The following is a 17938-nucleotide window of genomic DNA, read 5'->3' on the forward strand; positions in this document are numbered from 1 at the left end:
TGTTGCGCGCGGGGCCGCTCAGTCGCGTACGGCGTCCTCGCGCGCGGCCGTGGCCAGGGCGGCCGCGGGGTCCCGGACGGCGCCGGCCGTCAGGGCCGCCATCTCGTGCTCGGCCTCCCGGCGGTCCTTGGCGCGCTGCCGGTCGGCGACGACGGAGGCCCAGGCGTTGCGCCGGGCGGTCTGCTGGCCGCCCCGCAGCAGAAACGATTCGACAGCGCGCAGCGCGCCGGCCACCGGCGTGTGCGTGGGCAGGTGCAGATGCGGACGGGCGTGGACCGACTCGGACGGCATGGCGTCCCCCTCAGGAGCAACGGACGAACCGGAGTGCGCAGTGCTGTGGCGTGCATGGCGCGGACGGGGTGGGCGGGATTCCCTCACCGGCCGTGAGAACCAGGCTCGCCACAAGGTGTTACCAGCCGGTGACCACCGGGTCAATCTCACATGAAACCCCCACCGCGGCCCGCACCCCGCCCGGCCAGGTCACTCTTCCGGCAGCCGGGCAGGGCCAGGTGAGGGGACTCACACGGAGCCCCCCGCGGCTCAGCCCGCGCGGACCGCGCCCAGCTGCTCGCGGCGGTCGACGGCCTGCTGGAAGAGGCGCCCGGCGCGGTAGGACGAGCGGACCAGCGGACCGGACATCACGCCGGCGAAGCCGATCTCCTCGGCCTCCTCCTGCAGCTCCACGAACTCCGCGGGCTTCACCCAGCGCTCCACCGGGTGGTGCCGCACGGACGGGCGCAGATACTGCGTGATGGTGATCAGCTCGCAGCCGGCGTCGTGCAGGTCCTGCAGGGCCTGGCTGATCTCGGCGCGCTCCTCGCCCATGCCCAGGATCAGGTTCGACTTGGTCACCAGGCCCGCCTCGCGCGCCCGGGTGATGACCTCGAGGGAGCGCTCGTAGCGGAAGCCGGGGCGGATGCGGCGGAAGATCCGCGGCACGGTCTCGACGTTGTGCGCCAGCACCTCGGGGCGCGCCCCGAAGACCTCGGCGAGCTGCTCGGGCACCGCGTTGAAGTCCGGGACGAGCAGCTCGACCTTGGTGCGGCCGTCGGCCCGGCCGGCGGTCATGGCGTGGATCTGCCGCACCGTCTCGGCGTACAGCCACGCGCCGCCGTCCTCCAGGTCGTCACGCGCGACACCGGTGACCGTGGCGTAGTTGAGGTCCATCGTGACGACGGACTCGCCGACCCGGCGCGGCTCGTCGCGGTCCAGCGCCTGCGGCTTGCCGGTGTCGATCTGGCAGAAGTCGCAGCGCCGGGTGCACTGGTCGCCGCCGATCAGGAAGGTCGCCTCGCGGTCCTCCCAGCATTCGTAGATGTTGGGACAGCCGGCCTCCTGGCACACCGTGTGCAGGCCCTCGCGCTTCACGAGCGACTGCATCCGGGTGTACTCGGGGCCCATCTTCGCCCGGGTCTTGATCCACTCGGGCTTGCGCTCGATGGGGGTCTCGCTGTTGCGGACCTCCAGGCGCAGCATCTTGCGTCCGTCGGGTGAGACTGCGGACACGACCGGCTCCCTAAAGCTGAGATTGTGCCTGAGGCTTTGATTCTTCGGTGAACGCCAGCTTACGCCGCGGAATTCCTGGAAGGCGTGTCGATGGTGCGGGGCAGCGGGACGGCCGTGGCCAGGACCTCCGCGAGGTGCTTCTCGACGACCGGCAGCACCTCGGCGACGGTGACGTCCCGCCCCAGCTCCTCCGCCAGCGAGGTGACCCCCGCGTCCCGGATGCCGCACGGCACGATGCGGTCGTACCAGGTGGTGTCGGGGTTGCAGTTGAAGGCGAAGCCGTGCATGGTCACGCCCTTGGCGACGCGGATGCCGATCGCCGCGAGCTTGCGGTCCTCGCGCCGCTGGCCGGCGTTCGAGGGCGCGTACTCCGGACCGCTGAGCCGCGGGTCGAACTCGTCGTCCGTCAGCCGCGGGTCGAAGTCCAGCGTCAGGCCGCCCGTCTGCTGCCGGACCGGGTCACCCAGCACCCACACCCCCGACCGCCCCTCCACCCGGGAGGTCTCGACGCCGAAGTCGGCGGCGACGCGGATCAGGGCCTCCTCGATACGGCGGACGTGCGCGACGACGTCCACCGGGCGCGGCAGCTTCAGGATCGGGTAGCCCACCAGCTGGCCGGGGCCGTGCCAGGTGATCTTGCCGCCGCGGTCGACGTCGACCACCGGGGTGCCGTCGAGCGGGCGCTCGCTGTCCTCCGTACGGCGCCCCGCGGTGTAGACCGGCGGGTGCTCCAGCAGCAGGCAGGTGTCCGGGATCTCGTCGGCGAACCGCGCGGCGTGCACGGTCCGCTGCCGCTGCCACGCCTCCTCGTACTCCACGGCGTCGGGTCCGAAACCCAGGTGAACGAACTTCAGCTCACTCACGGCGACTCCTCTGCGGTGCGGCGGCGCGGCCGACGCTGGTTGTCGTGAGGCGCCCCGTCAACTGTACGGCGGCCGTGCGAGGCCGCCCTGCGCGGGGCGGCCCCGCACGGCGGGAAACGGCGTGACCCCTGCCACGGGGCTACTACGGGCGGGGGCGCCCCACCCGGCAATGCGGACCGTTGTCGCTCAATCGGACGAATACGGGGCGCTTGTGGCGAGGCGGACGGCGCCGGCCGTTACATTCGCGCCGATCCGACGTTCCCGCAGAGGAAGAGGGCCGTACCGCCGATGGCCGACCGTGTCACGCAGCGCATCCCGAACGGACCCTCCGCCGTCCCGGCCCCCGGGCCCGGGCGCCCCACCGCCTCCGGTCACCACCCCCCGCCCGCGCAGTTCGCACCGGACGGGGAGGCGCGAGCGGCGGACCCCGGCCCCGGGACCGACGGCGACGCCGCCGCACCCGGCGGCACGGGCCGGGGTGGCCGCACCCAGCACCGCAACGCGCGGCTCGCCGCGCTCATCGCCGAAGCCGGCTTCTCCCACGCCGGGCTCGCCCGCCGGGTCGACCGGCTCGGCCAGGAGCACGGGCTCGACCTGCGCTACGACAAGACCTCCGTCACGCGCTGGCTGCGCGGCCAGCAGCCGCGCGGCACCACGCCCGCGCTCATCGCCGAGGTCTTCACCCAGCGCCTCGGACGCCGCCTGTCCGCGCAGGACCTCGGGCTCGACGCGTGCGCGCCCGTCTACGCCGGGCTCGAATACGCCGCCGGCGCGGCCGAGGCCGTCGACATCGTGAGCGGCCTGTGGCGCAAGGACACCGGCAACCAGGCCGAGCTGCGCAAGATCGCCTTCTCCCCGGCGGGCCTCGTCGTGCCCAGCCGCGACTGGCTCATCGGCGCCGCCGACGACTCCGTGAGCCGCCTGTCCACGCCCACGGCGCCGCCCCGCCCCACCGCCGCCCCGCGCACCGCGCCGCACGGCGCGGGCACCGCCCCGCGTGCTCCGGGCGGGGCGTACGGCGTCCCCGCGCGCGGGTACGGCGCCGCGTACGGTCCGGTGACGGGCCCCCGCGGCCCGGCCGCGGCGGGCGCCGGGCGCGACGGGGACGCCGCCGGCGGCATGCGGGTGCCCGCGCAGAGCCGCGGCACGCACCGCGGCACCGGGCAGGACGCGCGCGTCCTCCCGCCCGCCGCCGCGGGCCGGGTCGGAGCCGGGGACATCGCCGCGCTGCGCGCCGTCGGCGACCTCTTCCGCACCCTCGACCACGCCTACGGCGGCGGCCACGCCCGCCAGGCCCTCGTCCGCTACCTGGAGCACGAGGCCGAGCCCATGCTGCGGGGCAGCTACGGCGAGACGCAGGGCCGCCGGCTCTTCGGCGCCGTCGCCGACCTCACCCGGCTCGCCGGCTGGACCTCCTACGACATCGGGGCGCACGGGCTCGCCCAGCGCTACTTCGTCCAGGCACTGCGCCTCACCCAGGCCGCGGGCGACCGCCTCTACGGCGGATACGTCCTGGTCACCATGAGCCGCCAGGCGGTCTACCTCGGGCACGGACGGGAGGCCGTGCAGCTCGCGCGGGTCGCGCAGCAGGGCGTCGGGACGTCGGCGCCGCCCGCCGTACGGGCGCTGCTGCACGCGGCGGAGGCGCGCGGGCACGGCGTGCTCGGCGAGACCCGCGCCTGCACCGCCGCGCTCGCCCGCGCCGAACGCGCCTACGCCGCCGCCCGGCCGGGCGACGAGCTCCCCGCATGGGCGCGCTTCTTCGACGAGGCGCAGCTCGCCGACGAGTTCGGGCACTGCCACCGCGACCTCGGCCAGTACCGGGCCGCGGTCGCGCAGGCCGAACGCTCCCTCCAGCTGCGGGCCCCCGGGTACGCGCGCAGCCGGCTCTTCTGCCGCGCCGTCCTCGCCTCAGCGCGGCTCGCCCTCGGCGAGGTGGACGCGGCGTGCGCCCTCGGCGCGGAGGTCGTGCGGGGGGCCGCCGACATGCGGTCCGCCCGCGCGGCGGACTACGCGCGGGATTTCGCGCGGCGGCTCGACCCCTACCGCGACACCGCCGCCGCCCGGGCCTTCTTCACCCGCACCTCCCCGGCGGGGCTGCCCCTCTGACCCCCCGGGGCGCCGGTCCGCGCGGGGCGCGCGGGGAACGACGCCGGCCACCGGCCGGTGGGCCCCTTCCGGCCGGTGGCGCGGTACCGCGCGCCCTGGGGACGTCCCCTCGGTGCAGCCGCGCTCGGGGTGGGGTCAGGCCGCGGCCTGCCGGGGCGGCCGGCCGGTGGGCCAGGAGCGAACGGCCCCATTCGGCCGGTGGTGCCGTCGCGCCCCTGGGGGCCTCCCCTCGGTGCAGCCGCGTCCTCGGGGTGGGGTCAGGCCGCGGCCTGCTGGGAGGAGCGGGACGGGAGGGTGTCGCGGATCAGCGTGGAAGCGGCGCGGCGTGCCGAGATCAGCGTGCCCTGCACGGTGCTGGAGGTGCGGTGGGAGCCGCAGACGTAGAGGCCGTCGAGGAGGCGGACGGGACGGCGGAGGTCGTGCGGCGCCGGCATCGCGGCGACCGCTTCGGGGTCGGTGTGGACCCCGAGGAGTTCCCACTCGTCCGTCGCGGTGTCGTACAGCTCGGCGAGATGGGCCCGCACGGTCTTGTCGGAGTCGCCGTCCGGCGGCGGGCCGAGGACGACCGAGGTGACGAGGGGGCGCCCGGCGGGTGCCCGGGTGGGGTCGATCGCGGAGGCGGGCAGCGAGTGCGAGACGGGCCCGAGCCGGTCCGCGTCCAGGACGAGCACGGGCTCCCGCAGCGGCGGCACCGGCGCGGTGTGGTGGTAGACCGTCACCTGGTGGAAGCCGGGCACCCGCAACCCCGGCAGCAGCTCCGCCGCGGCCCGCGCGCCCGTCGCCACGAGGACCGCCCGGCAGGGCAGTTCGGTGCCCTCGACGGTGCGCACGCTGTGCACCGCGACCCGCTCCGCCCGCGTACCCAGCCGTAGCACCCCGGGCGGCAGCGCCGCGGCGAGCCGTTCGGGCAGCTTCGCCGCGCCCCCGGCCGGCACGCAGGCGCGGCCCCGGGCGAAGCCGCGCAGCACCAGGTCGGCGACCCGGCTGGACGTCTGGAGCTCGGGATCGCACAGCAGCGCGGCCAGCAGCGGCCGCAGGAAGCCCTCGATGCTGCGCGGCGCGAAACCGCGCCGGGTGAGCGCCTGCGCGGCGGTCGTCTCCGGGCGGGCCGCGAGCCGCCCGTCGGGTGCGGAGGCGAGCCGCCCGAGGGTCGCGGCGAGCCGCGCGCGTTCCAGCGCGGAGCCGAGGCCCGCGGAGCGTATGCCGCGCGGGTCGCCGATGCGGTAGCCGCGCCCGCCGGACCGTACGAGCGCGCCGGGCGCGAGCGGGGCGAGCGGCAGCCCGCGCAGTCCGGGCACCCGGTGGAACTCCGGGTAGGAGGTGTTGAGCAGTTGCGGCCTGCGGTCCAGCCGGAAGCCGTCCACGGTGTCGGTGGCCATCCGGCCGCCGACCCGGTCCGCGGCCTCCAGCACGCGGACGGTCAGGCCCGCGTCCAGCAGGTGGTGCGCTGCGGCGAGGCCCGCGAGGCCCGCTCCGATCACGATGACGTCCACAGGCGCCGTGGTGTTGCCGCGTGCTGACAGCACGATGTCCCTCCCCGAGGTTCGGGCCGACTCCCCGCTCGTGTGCGCCCGGCGCGGGGCGTACGACCGGTGCGGCTCGGTCGGTGGGGCGCGCCCGGCGCGGAACGCTGGTAAGGGTCATGCCCCCATCAAAGGCCCTTGATGCGGGCGCAACAGCCCTGATCCGGCCTTATCCGTTACGCAACGCGGCCCGGATCGCGTCGTCGATCCCGGGGTGGGCGAAGGTGAAACCGGACTCCAGCAGCCGCGCGGGCCGCACCCGCTGGCTGCCCAGCACGTCCCCGGCGAATTCGCCGAGCGCCGCCCGCAGCACCGGGGCGGGCACGGCCGCGAGCGTCGGACGGTGCAGTACGCGGCCCATCGCGGCGGTGACCTCGCGGTTCGTCAGCGGCTCCGGCGCGGTCAGGTTGACGGGGCCGGACAGCGCGGGTGTGTCGAGGGCGTAGCGCAGCGCCGCGAGCTCGTCGTGCAGCGAGATGAAGCTCCAGAACTGCCGGCCGCTGCCGAGCCGGCCGCCGAGGCCCGCCCTGAAGAGCGGGAAGAGCCGTCCCCACGCGCCGCCCTCGCGCGCCACGACCAGTCCGGTACGGGCGAGGACGGTACGGATCCCGGCCGCCGCCGCGGACTGCGCCGCGGCCTCCCAGTCGCGGACCAGCTCCGCGAGGAAGCCGTGCCCCGCGGGGGCGGTCTCGTCGACGGCACGGTCGCCGGTGTCGCCGTAGTAGCCGATCGCCGAACCGCACACCAGGACCGCCGGCGGGGCGTCCATCGCCGCGAGCGCGTCGGCGAGCGTCCGCGTGCCGCGTACCCGGCTGTCGTAGAGCACCTCCTTGCGGGCCGCGGTCCAGCGGCGGTCGCCGACGCCGGCGCCCGCGAGGTGGACGACGGCCTCGCAGCCGGTGAGGTCCCGCGGGTCGAGCCGGCCCGCCGCCGGGTCCCACCGCACCTCGCCCGGCGCCGCGGGCTCCCGCCGGACCAGCGTCACGACGTCGTGCCCGTCGCGGGCCAACTCCGCCCGCAGCGCACCCCCGATGAGCCCCGACGCACCTGTGACGGCAATTCGCATGGCCCCATCCTCTCCCGGGGCCCGCGGCGGCGCGGCCGCGGCGCGCGGGTTCCGGGCACGTGTGCCGAGGGGGCCCCGGCGGGGGCCCGGCCCCCACCGGGAACGCCTGCCGCGGCGCCGCGGGAGGCTCAGGCGTACGCGTCCCACAGGCGCGGCAGCCGTGCGGACATCGCGGCGGAGTCGTCGAAGTCGAGGGCCTCGCCCCCGGGGGTGTCCTGGGGCGGCAGCCCCAGGTCGGGGAGGGGGAGCGCGGTGAGGCGCTCGTAGGCCTCGTCGGCGGCGTAGCCGACGTCCTCGGCGTCGCCGTCGGTGTCCGGGTCGAAGCCCGGCACCAGCTCGGCGAGGTCGTCCGGGGCGGCCAGGGCGCCTTCGAAGACGTGCCGGCCCTGGGCGATGAGCCAGCAGCGGAAGTAGTCGAAGGACTCCTCGTCGGCGCCTCCGAGCATGATGTCGGCGGCGGCCCACAGGTCCCAGGTGAAGGCCCTCAGGAAGCGGGTCTCGAAGTGCCGGGCGAAGTCGAGCACGGCCTCCGGGTCGAGCCGGGTGAGGTGGTCGACGAGCAGGTCGGCGTGCTCGTCCGGATCGCCGCCCGCCGCCTCGCGCGTGCTGTCGACGATCTGCCAGAACTCCGTCTCGTCCATCACCGCTCCAGCTTCCCGGTTGCCGCGGGCGCATGCACGCGCTCTCCGCCGGACGGGACCGTGTCGTTGCGCACACCGGAGCGCGGCACGGCGCGCGAGCGCGCTCCCGCGCCCGGCCGCCGCGCCCGGAGGGCACCGCTCAGCGCGTCCGCAGCCGGTGCCGGTAGCGGACGGTGCGGCGCAGCGGGCGGAAGCCCAGCGCGGCGTTGACGGTGAGCAGGTGGCGGTTGTCGTCGGGGACGGCGGTGTGCAGCTCCGTCAGGCCGGGGTGCGCGGCGGTGAGCCGGCGGAGCAGCTCGGCGGTCATCCACAGGGCGAGGCCGTGGCCGCGGTGGCCGGGGACGACGGCGGTGTCGTACTGGCGGGCGCGCCGGGCACCGTCGCCGGGGAGCAGCACGGTGGCGTAGCCGACGAGGTCGCCGGTGTCGTGCAGCGCGGCGACGGTGAGGAGCCGGTCGCCGCGGCGGGCGGCCAGCTCGGCCGTCTCGTGGACGCACGAGGCGTCCCAGCGGGTCGCACCGGGGGCGAGCCCGGCCTCCGGGGGGAGCGGCGGGAGGGAGCGCAGGGCCGCGGTGAAGCCCTCGGCGAGGGCGCCGGGGGCCGCGCCCTCCCAGGCGGTGAGCCGGTAGCCGGGGTGCGGCACGCCGGGGAGTTCGGCGACGGGCGCGGGGACGTCCTCCAGGGCCAGCCGCTGCCAGGTGCGGCGCAGGACGGGGACGAAGCCGCGGGTGGCGAGGAAGCCCTCGCCGGACGTGCCGGACGTGACCTCGCCGACGAGGGTGCCGCAGCCCTCGGCGGCCGCGGCCTCGGTGACGGTCGCGAGCAGCCGGGAGCCCGTCCCGAGCCGCCGGTGCGCCGGGTGCACGGTCATCCGGATCTCGCCGGCGACCCCGCCGTTCCGGTCCGTGGGGGCGTCCCCGGGAGTGCTGCCGGCGGCGCCGCCCGCCGGCAGGCGCAGTGACGCGGTGGCCACCGGGTCGGACGCCGGGCTGCGCAGCAGCCACAGCACCTGCCGGCGGCCGCCGGGTGCGGTCAGCCGGGCCTGGACGGCGGCGTGCGAGGGCACCGGCTCACCGGGCCGGTCGTGCGCGAACGCGGCCGACTGCACGCGGTACCACGCGTGCAGGTCCTCCGCCGTGGGAGCGCTCAGCGGGCTGGGGTTGGCAGGCATCCGGGGCAAGCTAGCGGGTACGTGTAAGCGCCCGCAATCCCTTTCGGGCCACCAATGTTGCCCAATTCCCCGCAGCCGCGGGCCACTTGCGGCGCTCCGGGCGGCTCCGGACGGCTCCGGTCGCCCGGGACCGCCCGGAGCGGCGGCGGCACGTGGGCGGACGGCGGGTGCGGGGCACGCGGCCCCGCACCCGCCGCGCTCACAGGCCGTACCGCTCGGCGGCCTCCTTGACCTTCGCCGGCTCGATGTCGCCGCGCCGCGCGAGCGCCGCGAGCGCCTGCACGGTCACCGACTGCGGGTCGACACCGAAGTGCCGGCGCGCGGCGTCGCGCGTGTCGGACAGACCGAAGCCGTCGGTGCCGACCGACGTCCAGTCCTGCTCGACCCACGGCGCGATCTGGTCGGGCACCGCCCGCATCCAGTCGCTGACCGCGACGACCGGGCCCGGCGCGCCCTCCAGGGCCCGCGTCACGTACGGGATGCGCTCCTCGCCGCGCAGCCGCGCCGCGTCGCACTCCAGCGCCTCGCGCCGCAGCTCGGTCCAGGACGGGGCCGACCACACGTCGGCGGCCACGCCCCAGTCCTCGGCGAGCAGCCGCTGCGCGTCGAGCGCCCAGTGGATCGCGGTGCCGGAGGCCAGCAGCTGGAGCCGCGGCGCACCGGCCGCGGCGCCGGCGGCCTCCTGGTAGCGGTAGAGGCCCTTGAGGATGCCCTCCTCGACGCCCGCGGGCATCGCGGGCTGCACCTTCGGCTCGTTGTAGACCGTCAGGTAGTAGAAGACGTCCGCGTCCTCCTCCGGACGGCCCGGCCCGTACATCCGCCGCAGGCCCTCGCGGACGATCACCGCGACCTCGTAGGCGAACGCCGGGTCGTAGGAGATCGCCGCCGGGTTGGTGGAGGCGAGCAGGTGGGAGTGGCCGTCGGCGTGCTGGAGCCCCTCGCCGGTCATGGTGGTGCGGCCGGCGGTCGCGCCGATGACGAAGCCGCGGCCCAGCTGGTCGGCGAGCGCCCAGAACTGGTCGGCGGTGCGCTGGAACCCGAACATCGAGTAGAAGATGTAGAACGGGATCATCGGCTCGCCGTGCGTGGCGTACGAGGTGGCCGCCGCGGTGAAGTCGGCGAGCGAACCGGCCTCGGTGATCCCCTCGTTGAGGATCTGGCCGTCCTTCGCCTCCTTGTAGTACAGCAGCTGGTCGCGGTCGACCGGGTCGTACGTCTGGCCCCGGGGCGAGTACAGGCCCGCGGACGGGAAGAGCGACTCCATGCCGAAGGTGCGCGCCTCGTCCGGGACGACCGGCACCCAGCGGCGGCCGGTCTCCTTCTCCCGCATCAGGTCCTTGACCAGCCGGACGAACGCCATGGTGGTGGCGATCTCCTGGCTGCCCGAGCCCTGCTCCAGCGCCTTGTACGCCTTGTTGTCCGCGGCCGGCAGCGGCAGCGGCTTCGGGGTGACCCGGCGGGCCGGGGCCGGGCCGCCGAGCGCGGCGCGCCGCTCGCGCAGGTAGCGCATCTCGGCGGAGTCCTCGCCCGGGTGCCAGTACGGGACGGTGTCCCCGGCCAGCGCGCTGTCCGGGATCGGAAGCTCCAGCAGGTCGCGCATCGTGCGGAACTGCGCGAGCGTGAGCTTCTTCATCTGGTGGTTGGCGTTGCGCGACTCGAAGCCCGCGCCGAGGGTGTGGCCCTTGACCGTCTGGGCCAGGATCACCGTGGGGGCGCCCTTGTGCTCGACCGCCGCGCGGTAGGCCGCGTAGACCTTGCGCGGCTCGTGCCCGGCGCGCGAGGTCTGGAAGAGCTCCAGCAGCTTGGCGTCGGCCAGGGTGCCGCCGAGCGCGCGCAGCGCCGGGTCGGCGCCGAAGAAGTGCTCGCGGATGTAGGCGGCGTCGCGCGTGGCGTACGTCTGGAACTGCGCGTCCGGCACCTCGCGCAGCCGCCGCAGCAGCGCGCCCTCGGTGTCCTGGGCGATGACGGCGTCCCACGCCGAGCCCCACAGGGCCTTCACGACGTTCCAGCCGGCGGCGCGGAACTGCGCCTCCAGCTCCTGCACGATCTTGAAGTTGGGGCGGACCGGGCCGTCGAGGCGCTGCAGGTTGCAGTTGACGACGAAGGTCAGGTTGTCCAGGCCCTCGCGCCCGGCGAGCGCCAGGGCGGCGGTCGACTCGGGCTCGTCCATCTCGCCGTCGCCGAGGAAGGCCCACACGTGCGAGCCGGAGGTGTCCTTGATGCCGCGGTGCTCCAGGTAGCGGTTGAAGCGCGCCTGGTAGATCGCGGACAGCGGGCCGAGGCCCATCGAGACGGTGGGGAACTCCCACAGCCACGGCAGCCGCCGCGGGTGCGGGTACGAGGGCAGGCCGTCGCCGCCGGCCTCCTGCCGGAAGTGGTCGAGCTGCGCCTCGGAGAGCCGGCCGTCGAGGAAGGCCCGGGCGTAGACGCCGGGGGAGGCGTGGCCCTGGATGTAGAGCTGGTCGCCGGAGCCGGCGCCCTCCTTGCCGCGGAAGAAGTGCTGGAAGCCCGTCTCGTACAGCCACGCCGCCGAGGCGAAGGTGGCGATGTGGCCGCCGAGGCCGAGCTTGCTGCCGCGGGTGACCATGGCCGCGGCGTTCCACCGCGTCCAGGCGGTGATCCGGGCCTCCAGTGCCTCGTCGCCCGGGTAGGCGGGCTCGGCGGCGGTGGGGATGGTGTTGATGTACTCCGTCTCCAGGAGGGCGGGCAGGGCGGGGCCGCCGCCGGGGCCGGTGGTGTCGCCGGCCGAGGCGTGGTCGAGGACGCGCCGCATCAGGTACGCGGCCCGGTGCGGGCCGGCGGCCTGGGTGACCGCGTCGTACGACGCGAGCCATTCCGCGGTCTCTTCCGGGTCCCGATCCGGGATCTGATCGAGCTGACCTGGCCGGGTACGGCCAACGGCGTCAGGCATGGGGTGCCGCCTTCCGGACGGAGGGAGGTGATGAGGAGCGATGGATTCGTCGGCAGACAGGGCTCGCCCTCTGCGCACGACGATACCTCTGCGATCGATGATCGATCAATGCTGCTCAAGGGGTGAATTCAAAGTCGGCACGGGGTGCCAGCCTTCGAGGCACGCCGTGCCTCGATGGCTTCACCTTCGAATCCCGCGCGCGCCCCGTCCGTCCCGGAGGATCATGCGGTGAGCGGCATGCCTATACCTGCGGAGCGCAGCTCAGCACGTGCGACTTGATGAGCGCGCAGATGTCCGGATCGCGCCGGGTGAAGGCGTCCACGATCTCCTGGTGCTCGGCCGCGTACGCCCGCGGGGCGGGGCTCAGCCAGCGGATCGACAGCGTCGTCCACACCTCGATGCCCAGCGCCTCCCACGCGTGCAGCAGCACCTTGTTGTGCGTCGCCCGGACGATCTCGTGGTGGAAGGCCACCGTGTGCCGGGCCTGCGCCTCGCCGTCCAGATCCGCGTCCGCCAGCCGCAGCGCCTCGACCTCCCGCTCCAGCGCCGAGGGGTCCGCCGCCAGCCGCGGGGCCGCCAGCTCGGCCGCGACCTGCTCCAGGCCCGCGCGCACGGGGTAGCTCTCGCGCAGCTCGGCCGCGGTGAGCCTGCGCACCCGCACGCCCTTGTTCGGCGCGGACTCGATGAGCCGCAGCGTCTCCAGCTCGCGCAGCGCCTCCCGTACGGGCGTCTGGCTGACCTCCAGCTCGGTGGCGATCCGCCGCTCGACGATCCGCTCGCCCGGCTTCCAGCGGCCGCTGACGATCCCCTCCAGGATGTGCTCGCGGATCTGGTCGCGGAGGCTGTGCACGACCAGGTGGGGGACTGCGGCATGGGTCATGGGGCGCGCTCCTTCACGGGTGGCGTGCTTTAGACGATACGACGCGCAGGCGGCGCTGCCGCCCACCGGACCGCATGTCAGACGGCTGCGCCCCCGCCCCGGAAGCCGGGACGGGGGCGCAGCCGGTGGCAGGCGGCCGTGCGGGACCCCTACAGGCCGAGCTCGACCTCGAACTCGCCGGCCTCCAGGATCTCCTTGACCGCCGTCAGGTAGCGGGCCGCGTCGGCACCGTCCACCAGCCGGTGGTCGTAGGACAGCGACAGGTACGTCATGTCGCGGACGCCGATCGTCGTGCCGTCCGGGGTCTCCAGGACCACCGGGCGCTTGACGGTGGCGCCGATGCCCAGGATGGCGGCCTGGTTCGGCGGCACGATCACGGTGTCGAAGAGCGCGCCGCGCGAGCCGGTGTTGCTGATCGTGAAGGTCGCGCCCGCCAGGTCGTCCGGGGTGATCCTGCTGGCCCGGACGTTGGCCGCGAGCTCCGCGGTCTTCTTGGCGATACCCGCGATGTTCAGGTCGCCCGCACCCTTGATGACCGGGGTCATCAGGCCCTTCTCGGAGTCCACGGCGATGCCGATGTTCTCGCTGTCGAAGTAGGTGATCGTGCCCTCGTCCTCGTTGATCCGGGCGTTGATCACCGGGTGCGCCTTGAGCGCCTGGGCCGCGGCCTTGACGTAGAACGGCATCGGCGAGAGCTTGACGCCCTCGCGGGCCGCGAACGCCTCCTTGGCCTGCGCGCGCAGCCGCATCAGCCGCGTGACGTCGACCTCGACGACGCTGGTGAGCTGCGCCTGCGAGTGCAGGGCCTTCATCATGTTGTCGCCGATGACCTTGCGCATCCGGGTCATCTTGACCGTCTGGCCGCGCAGCGGCGAGGCCGCCGGGGCGGCCTTCGGCGCGGCGGCGGGCGCGGCCGGGGCGGCGGCGGTGCTCGCGGCGGCCCTGGCGGCCTCCGCGGCGGCGAGCACGTCCTGCTTGCGGATCCGGCCGCCGACGCCCGTGCCGCGCACCGAGCCCAGGCTCACGCCGTTCTCGGCGGCGAGCTTGCGCACCAGCGGGGTCACGTACGCGCCCTCGTCCACCGGGGCGGTGGCCGCGGGAGCGGCGGGGGCGGCCTGCGGCTGGGCGGGAGCCGGCGCGGGAGCCGGGGCCGCCGGGGCCGGGGCCGCCTGGGCCGGGGCGGGAGCCGGAGCAGCCGGAGCCGGGGCGGCCGGGGCGGGAGCCGGAGCCGGGGCGGCCGGGGCGGGAGCCGGAGCCGGGGCGGCCGGAGCCGGGGCGGGAGCGGCGGGCGCCGGGGCGGCGGCGGGCGCGGCACCGGCCTCGCCGACCACCGCGAGCCGGGCGCCGACCTCGGCCGTCTCGTCCTCCTGGACCAGGATCTCCAGCACCGTGCCGGACACCGGCGACGGGATCTCGGTGTCGACCTTGTCCGTCGACACCTCCAGCAGCGGCTCGTCGGCCTCGACCGTCTCGCCGACGGCCTTCAGCCAGCGCGTCACCGTGCCCTCGGTGACCGACTCGCCGAGCGCGGGCAGCACCACGTCGGTGCCGGAAGCGCCGGAGGAGCCCTCGGCGGCCTGCGCCGTGGGGGCCGGGGCCGGGGCGGCGGCCTCGGTGGACGGCGTCGCCTGCGCGGGCTGCTCGGGGGCGGGCTGCTCGGGGGCGGGCTCGGCGGCCGGGGCGGGAGCGGCGGCGGGCGCGCCGCTGCCGTCGTCGATCACCGCCAGCTCGGCGCCGACCTCGACCGTCTCGTCCTCGGCGACCTTGATGGACGCCAGGACGCCGGACGCGGGCGAGGGGATCTCGGTGTCGACCTTGTCCGTCGACACCTCGAGCAGCGGCTCGTCGGCCTCGACGTGCTCACCTTCGGCCTTGAGCCAGCGGGTGACGGTGCCCTCGGTCACGCTCTCGCCGAGCGCCGGCAGGGTTACGGAAACCGCCATGGTTGCGGTTACTCCTCTGCGATCTGTGCGGATGGGTGGCGTGCTGAGGGTCAGTCGTGCGAGTGCAGCGGCTTGCCCGCGAGAGCCAGGTGGGCCTCGCCCATGGCCTCGTTCTGCGTCGGGTGCGCGTGGATGAGCTGCGCGACCTCGGCGGGCAGCGCCTCCCAGTTGTAGATGAGCTGGGCCTCGCCGACCTGCTCGCCCATCCGGTCGCCCACCATGTGGACGCCCACGACGGCACCGTCGCGGACCTGGACGAGCTTGATCTCGCCCGAGGTCTTCAGGATCTTGCTCTTGCCGTTGCCCGCCAGGTTGTACTTGAGCGACACGACCTTGTCCGCGCCGTAGATCTCCTTGGCCTTCGCCTCGGTGATGCCGACGGAGGCGACCTCGGGGTGGCAGTACGTCACGCGCGGCACGCCGTCGTAGTCGATCGGCACGGCCTTCAGGCCCGCCAGCCGCTCGGCCACCAGGATGCCCTCGGCGAAGCCGACGTGCGCGAGCTGGAGCGTCGGCACCAGGTCGCCGACCGCCGAGATCGTCGGCACGTTCGTCCGCATGTACTCGTCGACCAGGACGTAGCCGCGGTCCATCGCGACGCCCTGCTCCTCGTAGCCCAGGTTCTGCGAGACCGGGCCGCGGCCGATGGCCACCAGCAGGATCTCGGCCTCGAAGGTCTTGCCGTCGGCCAGCGTCACCCGCACGCCGTCCGCGGTGTACTCCGCGCTCTGGAAGAAGGTGCCCAGGTTGAACTTGATGCCGCGCTTGCGGAAGGCCCGCTCCAGCAGCTTCGAGCTGTTCTCGTCCTCGACCGGGACCAGGTGCGGCAGGCCCTCGACGATCGTCACGTCGGTGCCGAAGGACTTCCACGCCGAGGCGAACTCGACGCCGATCACGCCGCCGCCCAGGACGATCGCCGACTTCGGCACCCGGTCCAGGGTCAGCGCGTGGTCGGACGAGATGATCCGGTCGCCGTCGATCGTCAGCCCCGGCAGCGAACGCGGTACGGAACCGGTCGCCAGCACCACGTGCCGGCCCTGGATCCGCTGCCCGTTGACATCCACCGAGGTCGGCGACGACAGCCGGCCCTCGCCCTCGATGTAGGCCACCTTGCGCGAGGCGACCAGGCCCTGCAGGCCCTTGTACAGGCCCGAGATCACGTCGTCCTTGTACTTGTGGACGGCCGCGATGTCGATGCCCTCGAAGGTGGCCTTCACACCGAACTGCTCGCTCTCGCGAGCCTGGTCCGCGATCTCACCGGCGTGCAGCAGCGCCTTGGTGGGAATGCAGCCGTTGTGCAGACAGGTGCCCCCGAGCTTGTTCTTCTCGATCAGGGCGACGTCCAGTCCCAGCTGCGCGGCACGCAGAGCGGCCGCGTAGCCGCCACTGCCGCCGCCGAGGATCACTAGGTCGTAAACAGTGCTGGCGTCGTTCGCCACGTCACGTCCTCCATGCATGGGTTCGCCGGAGCCGGTCCACCATGACCGGACGGCGGCTTTGGTTCGGCCGCTTTGTCTCAAAGGGGGGCCCTGTCGTGCCGAGACAACATCTTCGCACTTCTCGCGGCCCCGCGGGGCACCGGGCCTGCCGGACGGAACATGCCGTACGGCCCCCGACATGCCGCCGGGGGCCGTACGCGTGACACATCTCACCTGCTGCCCGCTGTTGTCAGAACCCTCCCGTACCGCGGCCTGCGCGGGGCGTACGGGGAAGGTGACGGGCCGCGCTCAGAGCAGCTCGCCCTCCGCGGTCCGCCGGGCCAGCGCGACCAGCGTCCGTACGGCCGAACCGGTGCCGCCCTTCGGGGTGTAGCCGGAGGCACCGCCCTCGTTGAAGGCTGGGCCCGCGATGTCCAGGTGCGCCCACGTGATGCCCTCGCCGACGAACTCGCGCAGGAACAGCCCGGCGACCAGGCCGCCGCCCTGGCGCACACCCATGTTGGCGATGTCCGCGGTCGGGGAGTCGAAGGTCTTGCGCAGCGCCTGCGGCAGCGGCATCGGCCACGAGTCCTCGCCCTCGGCGAGCGCGGCGGCGTGCACGGCGGTACGGAAGCCGTCGTCGTTCGCCATGATGCCGAAGCGGCCGTCGCCCAGCGCCAGCACCATCGCACCGGTCAGCGTCGCGACGTCCACGATCGCGTCCGGCGTCTCCTCCGAGGCGCGGACCAGCGCGTCCGCGAGCACCAGGCGGCCCTCGGCGTCGGTGTTCAGCACCTCGACCGTCTTGCCGCCGTACATCCGCAGCACGTCGCCCGGACGCGTCGCGCCGCCGCCCGGCATGTTCTCGGCCAGCGCGAGCCAGCCGGTCACGTTGACCTCCAGGCCGAGCTTGGCGCTCGCCACGACCGCCGCGAAGACGGCGGCCGCGCCGCTCATGTCGCACTTCATCGTCTCGTTGTGGCCCGGCGGCTTCAGCGAGATGCCGCCCGAGTCGTAGGTGATGCCCTTGCCGACGAAGGCGAGCGAACGGTTGGCCTTGGGGTGCGTGTACGCCACCCGCACCAGCCGCGGCGGCGTCGCCGAGCCCTGCCCGACGCCCATGATGCCGCCGTAGCCGCCCTTGAGCAGCGCCTTCTCGTCCAGCACCTCGACCTTCAGGCCGAATTCCTTGGCCGCGGCCTGCACCTCGGCGGCGAACGCCTTCGGGGTCAGGTCGTTCGGCGGGGTGTTCACCAGGTCACGCGCCCGGTTCACCTCCGCCGCCACCGCGGCCGCGCGCTCCACCGCGGCCTTGAACGCCTTGTCCCGCGGCTTGGCGCCCACCACGGCGACCTCGCCCAGCGGGGCCTTGCCGGCGTCCGCCTGGTAGGCGGTGAACTTGTACGCGCCCAGCAGGGCGCCGATCCCCACCGCCTCCACCTGCGACGGCTCGTCCGCCGGCAGCGCGAAAGCGGCCTTCTTGGCACCCGCCAGCGCCCGCGCCGCCGTGCCGGCGGCCTTGCGCAGCGCCTCGGGGTCGAAGCCCTCGCCTGCGGCGGGCGGCTCGCCCAGCCCCACCGCCACCACGACCGCAGCCTTCACGCCGTCCGGCGCGGGGAGCTTCGTCAGCTCCCCCTCCGCGCCGGACGCGCCGAGCTTCTCCAGGGTCGCGGCGAGCTTGCCGCCGAAGGCGGTGTCCACCGACTCCGCGCCGGGCGCGAGCACGGGGCCGCGCTTGGCGGCCTTGCTCACCCCCACGACGACGGCGTCCGCGCGCAACGCTGCGGCGGCGGAGGTACTGAGTGTCAGAGCTGTCACGGTCGGTAGGGTCCTATTCGGTCGAGGTCCGCATCGGTGGCCGGTGGGTGGCCCGGCCGGGCCGTCTCCGCATGGTATTCCGCCGCACC

General features: G+C 74.9%; 13 protein-coding genes. 1 reads left to right on the forward strand and 12 read right to left on the reverse strand.

Annotated elements, in window-relative coordinates:
* Positions 1-18: 18 nt before the first annotated feature.
* The 3 genes from ACH4SE_RS23645 to lipB all read right to left on the reverse strand — a co-directional run bounded on the left by ACH4SE_RS23645 (position 19) and on the right by lipB (position 2369).
* Positions 19-291, reverse strand: coding sequence for a hypothetical protein (locus ACH4SE_RS23645; RefSeq protein ID WP_398545430.1), 273 nt, complete (start codon positions 289-291; stop codon positions 19-21).
* Between the two features lie 249 nt (positions 292-540).
* Positions 541-1506, reverse strand: a complete 966-nt coding sequence (gene lipA, locus ACH4SE_RS23650) for a lipoyl synthase (RefSeq protein ID WP_398545431.1) — start codon at positions 1504-1506, stop codon at positions 541-543.
* A gap of 59 nt (positions 1507-1565) precedes the next feature.
* Positions 1566-2369: a lipoyl(octanoyl) transferase LipB gene (gene lipB / locus ACH4SE_RS23655; RefSeq protein WP_398545432.1), complete on the reverse strand. Its 804-nt coding sequence runs from the start codon at positions 2367-2369 to the stop codon at positions 1566-1568.
* Between the two features lie 288 nt (positions 2370-2657).
* Here lipB and ACH4SE_RS23660 point away from each other — a divergent pair, with 288 nt between their 5' ends.
* The gene (locus ACH4SE_RS23660; protein WP_398545433.1) at positions 2658-4478 is read left to right on the forward strand and encodes a regulator; all 1821 of its coding nucleotides are present in this window, start codon (positions 2658-2660) and stop codon (positions 4476-4478) included.
* A 257-nt stretch (positions 4479-4735) separates the two neighbouring features.
* Here ACH4SE_RS23660 and ACH4SE_RS23665 read toward each other — a convergent pair whose 3' ends face one another.
* From ACH4SE_RS23665 to ACH4SE_RS23705, 9 genes are all read right to left on the reverse strand, one after another.
* Positions 4736-6004 carry an NAD(P)/FAD-dependent oxidoreductase gene (locus ACH4SE_RS23665; RefSeq protein ID WP_398545434.1) on the reverse strand — a complete coding sequence of 423 codons (1269 nt, stop codon included), beginning with the start codon at positions 6002-6004 and terminating at the stop codon, positions 4736-4738.
* Between the two features lie 166 nt (positions 6005-6170).
* Entirely contained in the window at positions 6171-7067 is an 897-nt protein-coding gene (locus ACH4SE_RS23670) for a TIGR01777 family oxidoreductase (protein ID WP_398545435.1), read from the reverse strand.
* 128 nt (positions 7068-7195) lie between these two features.
* Positions 7196-7708 carry a DUF4240 domain-containing protein gene (locus ACH4SE_RS23675; protein ID WP_398545436.1) on the reverse strand — a complete coding sequence of 171 codons (513 nt, stop codon included), beginning with the start codon at positions 7706-7708 and terminating at the stop codon, positions 7196-7198.
* Positions 7709-7847: 139 nt separating this feature from the next.
* Positions 7848-8879 carry a GNAT family N-acetyltransferase gene (locus ACH4SE_RS23680; protein ID WP_398545437.1) on the reverse strand — a complete coding sequence of 344 codons (1032 nt, stop codon included), beginning with the start codon at positions 8877-8879 and terminating at the stop codon, positions 7848-7850.
* A 199-nt stretch (positions 8880-9078) separates the two neighbouring features.
* Positions 9079-11790, reverse strand: coding sequence for a pyruvate dehydrogenase (acetyl-transferring), homodimeric type (gene aceE, locus ACH4SE_RS23685; protein WP_398545438.1), 2712 nt, complete (start codon positions 11788-11790; stop codon positions 9079-9081).
* 241 nt (positions 11791-12031) lie between these two features.
* Positions 12032-12670, reverse strand: a complete 639-nt coding sequence (locus tag ACH4SE_RS23690) for a GntR family transcriptional regulator (protein ID WP_398545439.1) — start codon at positions 12668-12670, stop codon at positions 12032-12034.
* Positions 12671-12819: 149 nt separating this feature from the next.
* On the reverse strand, positions 12820-14613 hold the full coding sequence (gene sucB / locus ACH4SE_RS23695; protein WP_398545440.1) for a 2-oxoglutarate dehydrogenase, E2 component, dihydrolipoamide succinyltransferase: 1794 nt from the start codon (positions 14611-14613) through the stop codon (positions 12820-12822).
* A 50-nt stretch (positions 14614-14663) separates the two neighbouring features.
* On the reverse strand, positions 14664-16052 hold the full coding sequence (lpdA, locus tag ACH4SE_RS23700) for a dihydrolipoyl dehydrogenase (protein WP_398545441.1): 1389 nt from the start codon (positions 16050-16052) through the stop codon (positions 14664-14666).
* 288 nt (positions 16053-16340) lie between these two features.
* A complete protein-coding gene (locus tag ACH4SE_RS23705) occupies positions 16341-17849 on the reverse strand; it encodes a leucyl aminopeptidase (RefSeq protein ID WP_398545442.1) in 1509 nt (502 codons plus the stop codon).
* Between the last annotated feature and the right edge of the window lie 89 nt (positions 17850-17938).

Origin of the sequence: Streptomyces sp. NPDC020983 (genome assembly GCF_044333485.1) — a bacterium.
Lineage (GTDB): Bacteria > Actinomycetota > Actinomycetes > Streptomycetales > Streptomycetaceae > Actinacidiphila.

Coding starts and splice junctions, on each gene's coding strand:
- ACH4SE_RS23670 (WP_398545435.1), bottom strand. CDS start 7,067: ATGCGAATTGCCGTCACAGGTGCGTCGGGGCTCATCGGGGGTGCGCTG.
- ACH4SE_RS23645 (WP_398545430.1), bottom strand. CDS start 291: ATGCCGTCCGAGTCGGTCCACGCCCGTCCGCATCTGCACCTGCCCACG.
- ACH4SE_RS23675 (WP_398545436.1), bottom strand. CDS start 7,708: ATGGACGAGACGGAGTTCTGGCAGATCGTCGACAGCACGCGCGAGGCG.
- ACH4SE_RS23660 (WP_398545433.1), top strand. CDS start 2,658: ATGGCCGACCGTGTCACGCAGCGCATCCCGAACGGACCCTCCGCCGTC.
- ACH4SE_RS23680 (WP_398545437.1), bottom strand. CDS start 8,879: ATGCCTGCCAACCCCAGCCCGCTGAGCGCTCCCACGGCGGAGGACCTG.
- sucB (WP_398545440.1), bottom strand. CDS start 14,613: ATGGCGGTTTCCGTAACCCTGCCGGCGCTCGGCGAGAGCGTGACCGAG.
- ACH4SE_RS23690 (WP_398545439.1), bottom strand. CDS start 12,670: ATGACCCATGCCGCAGTCCCCCACCTGGTCGTGCACAGCCTCCGCGAC.
- aceE (WP_398545438.1), bottom strand. CDS start 11,790: ATGCCTGACGCCGTTGGCCGTACCCGGCCAGGTCAGCTCGATCAGATC.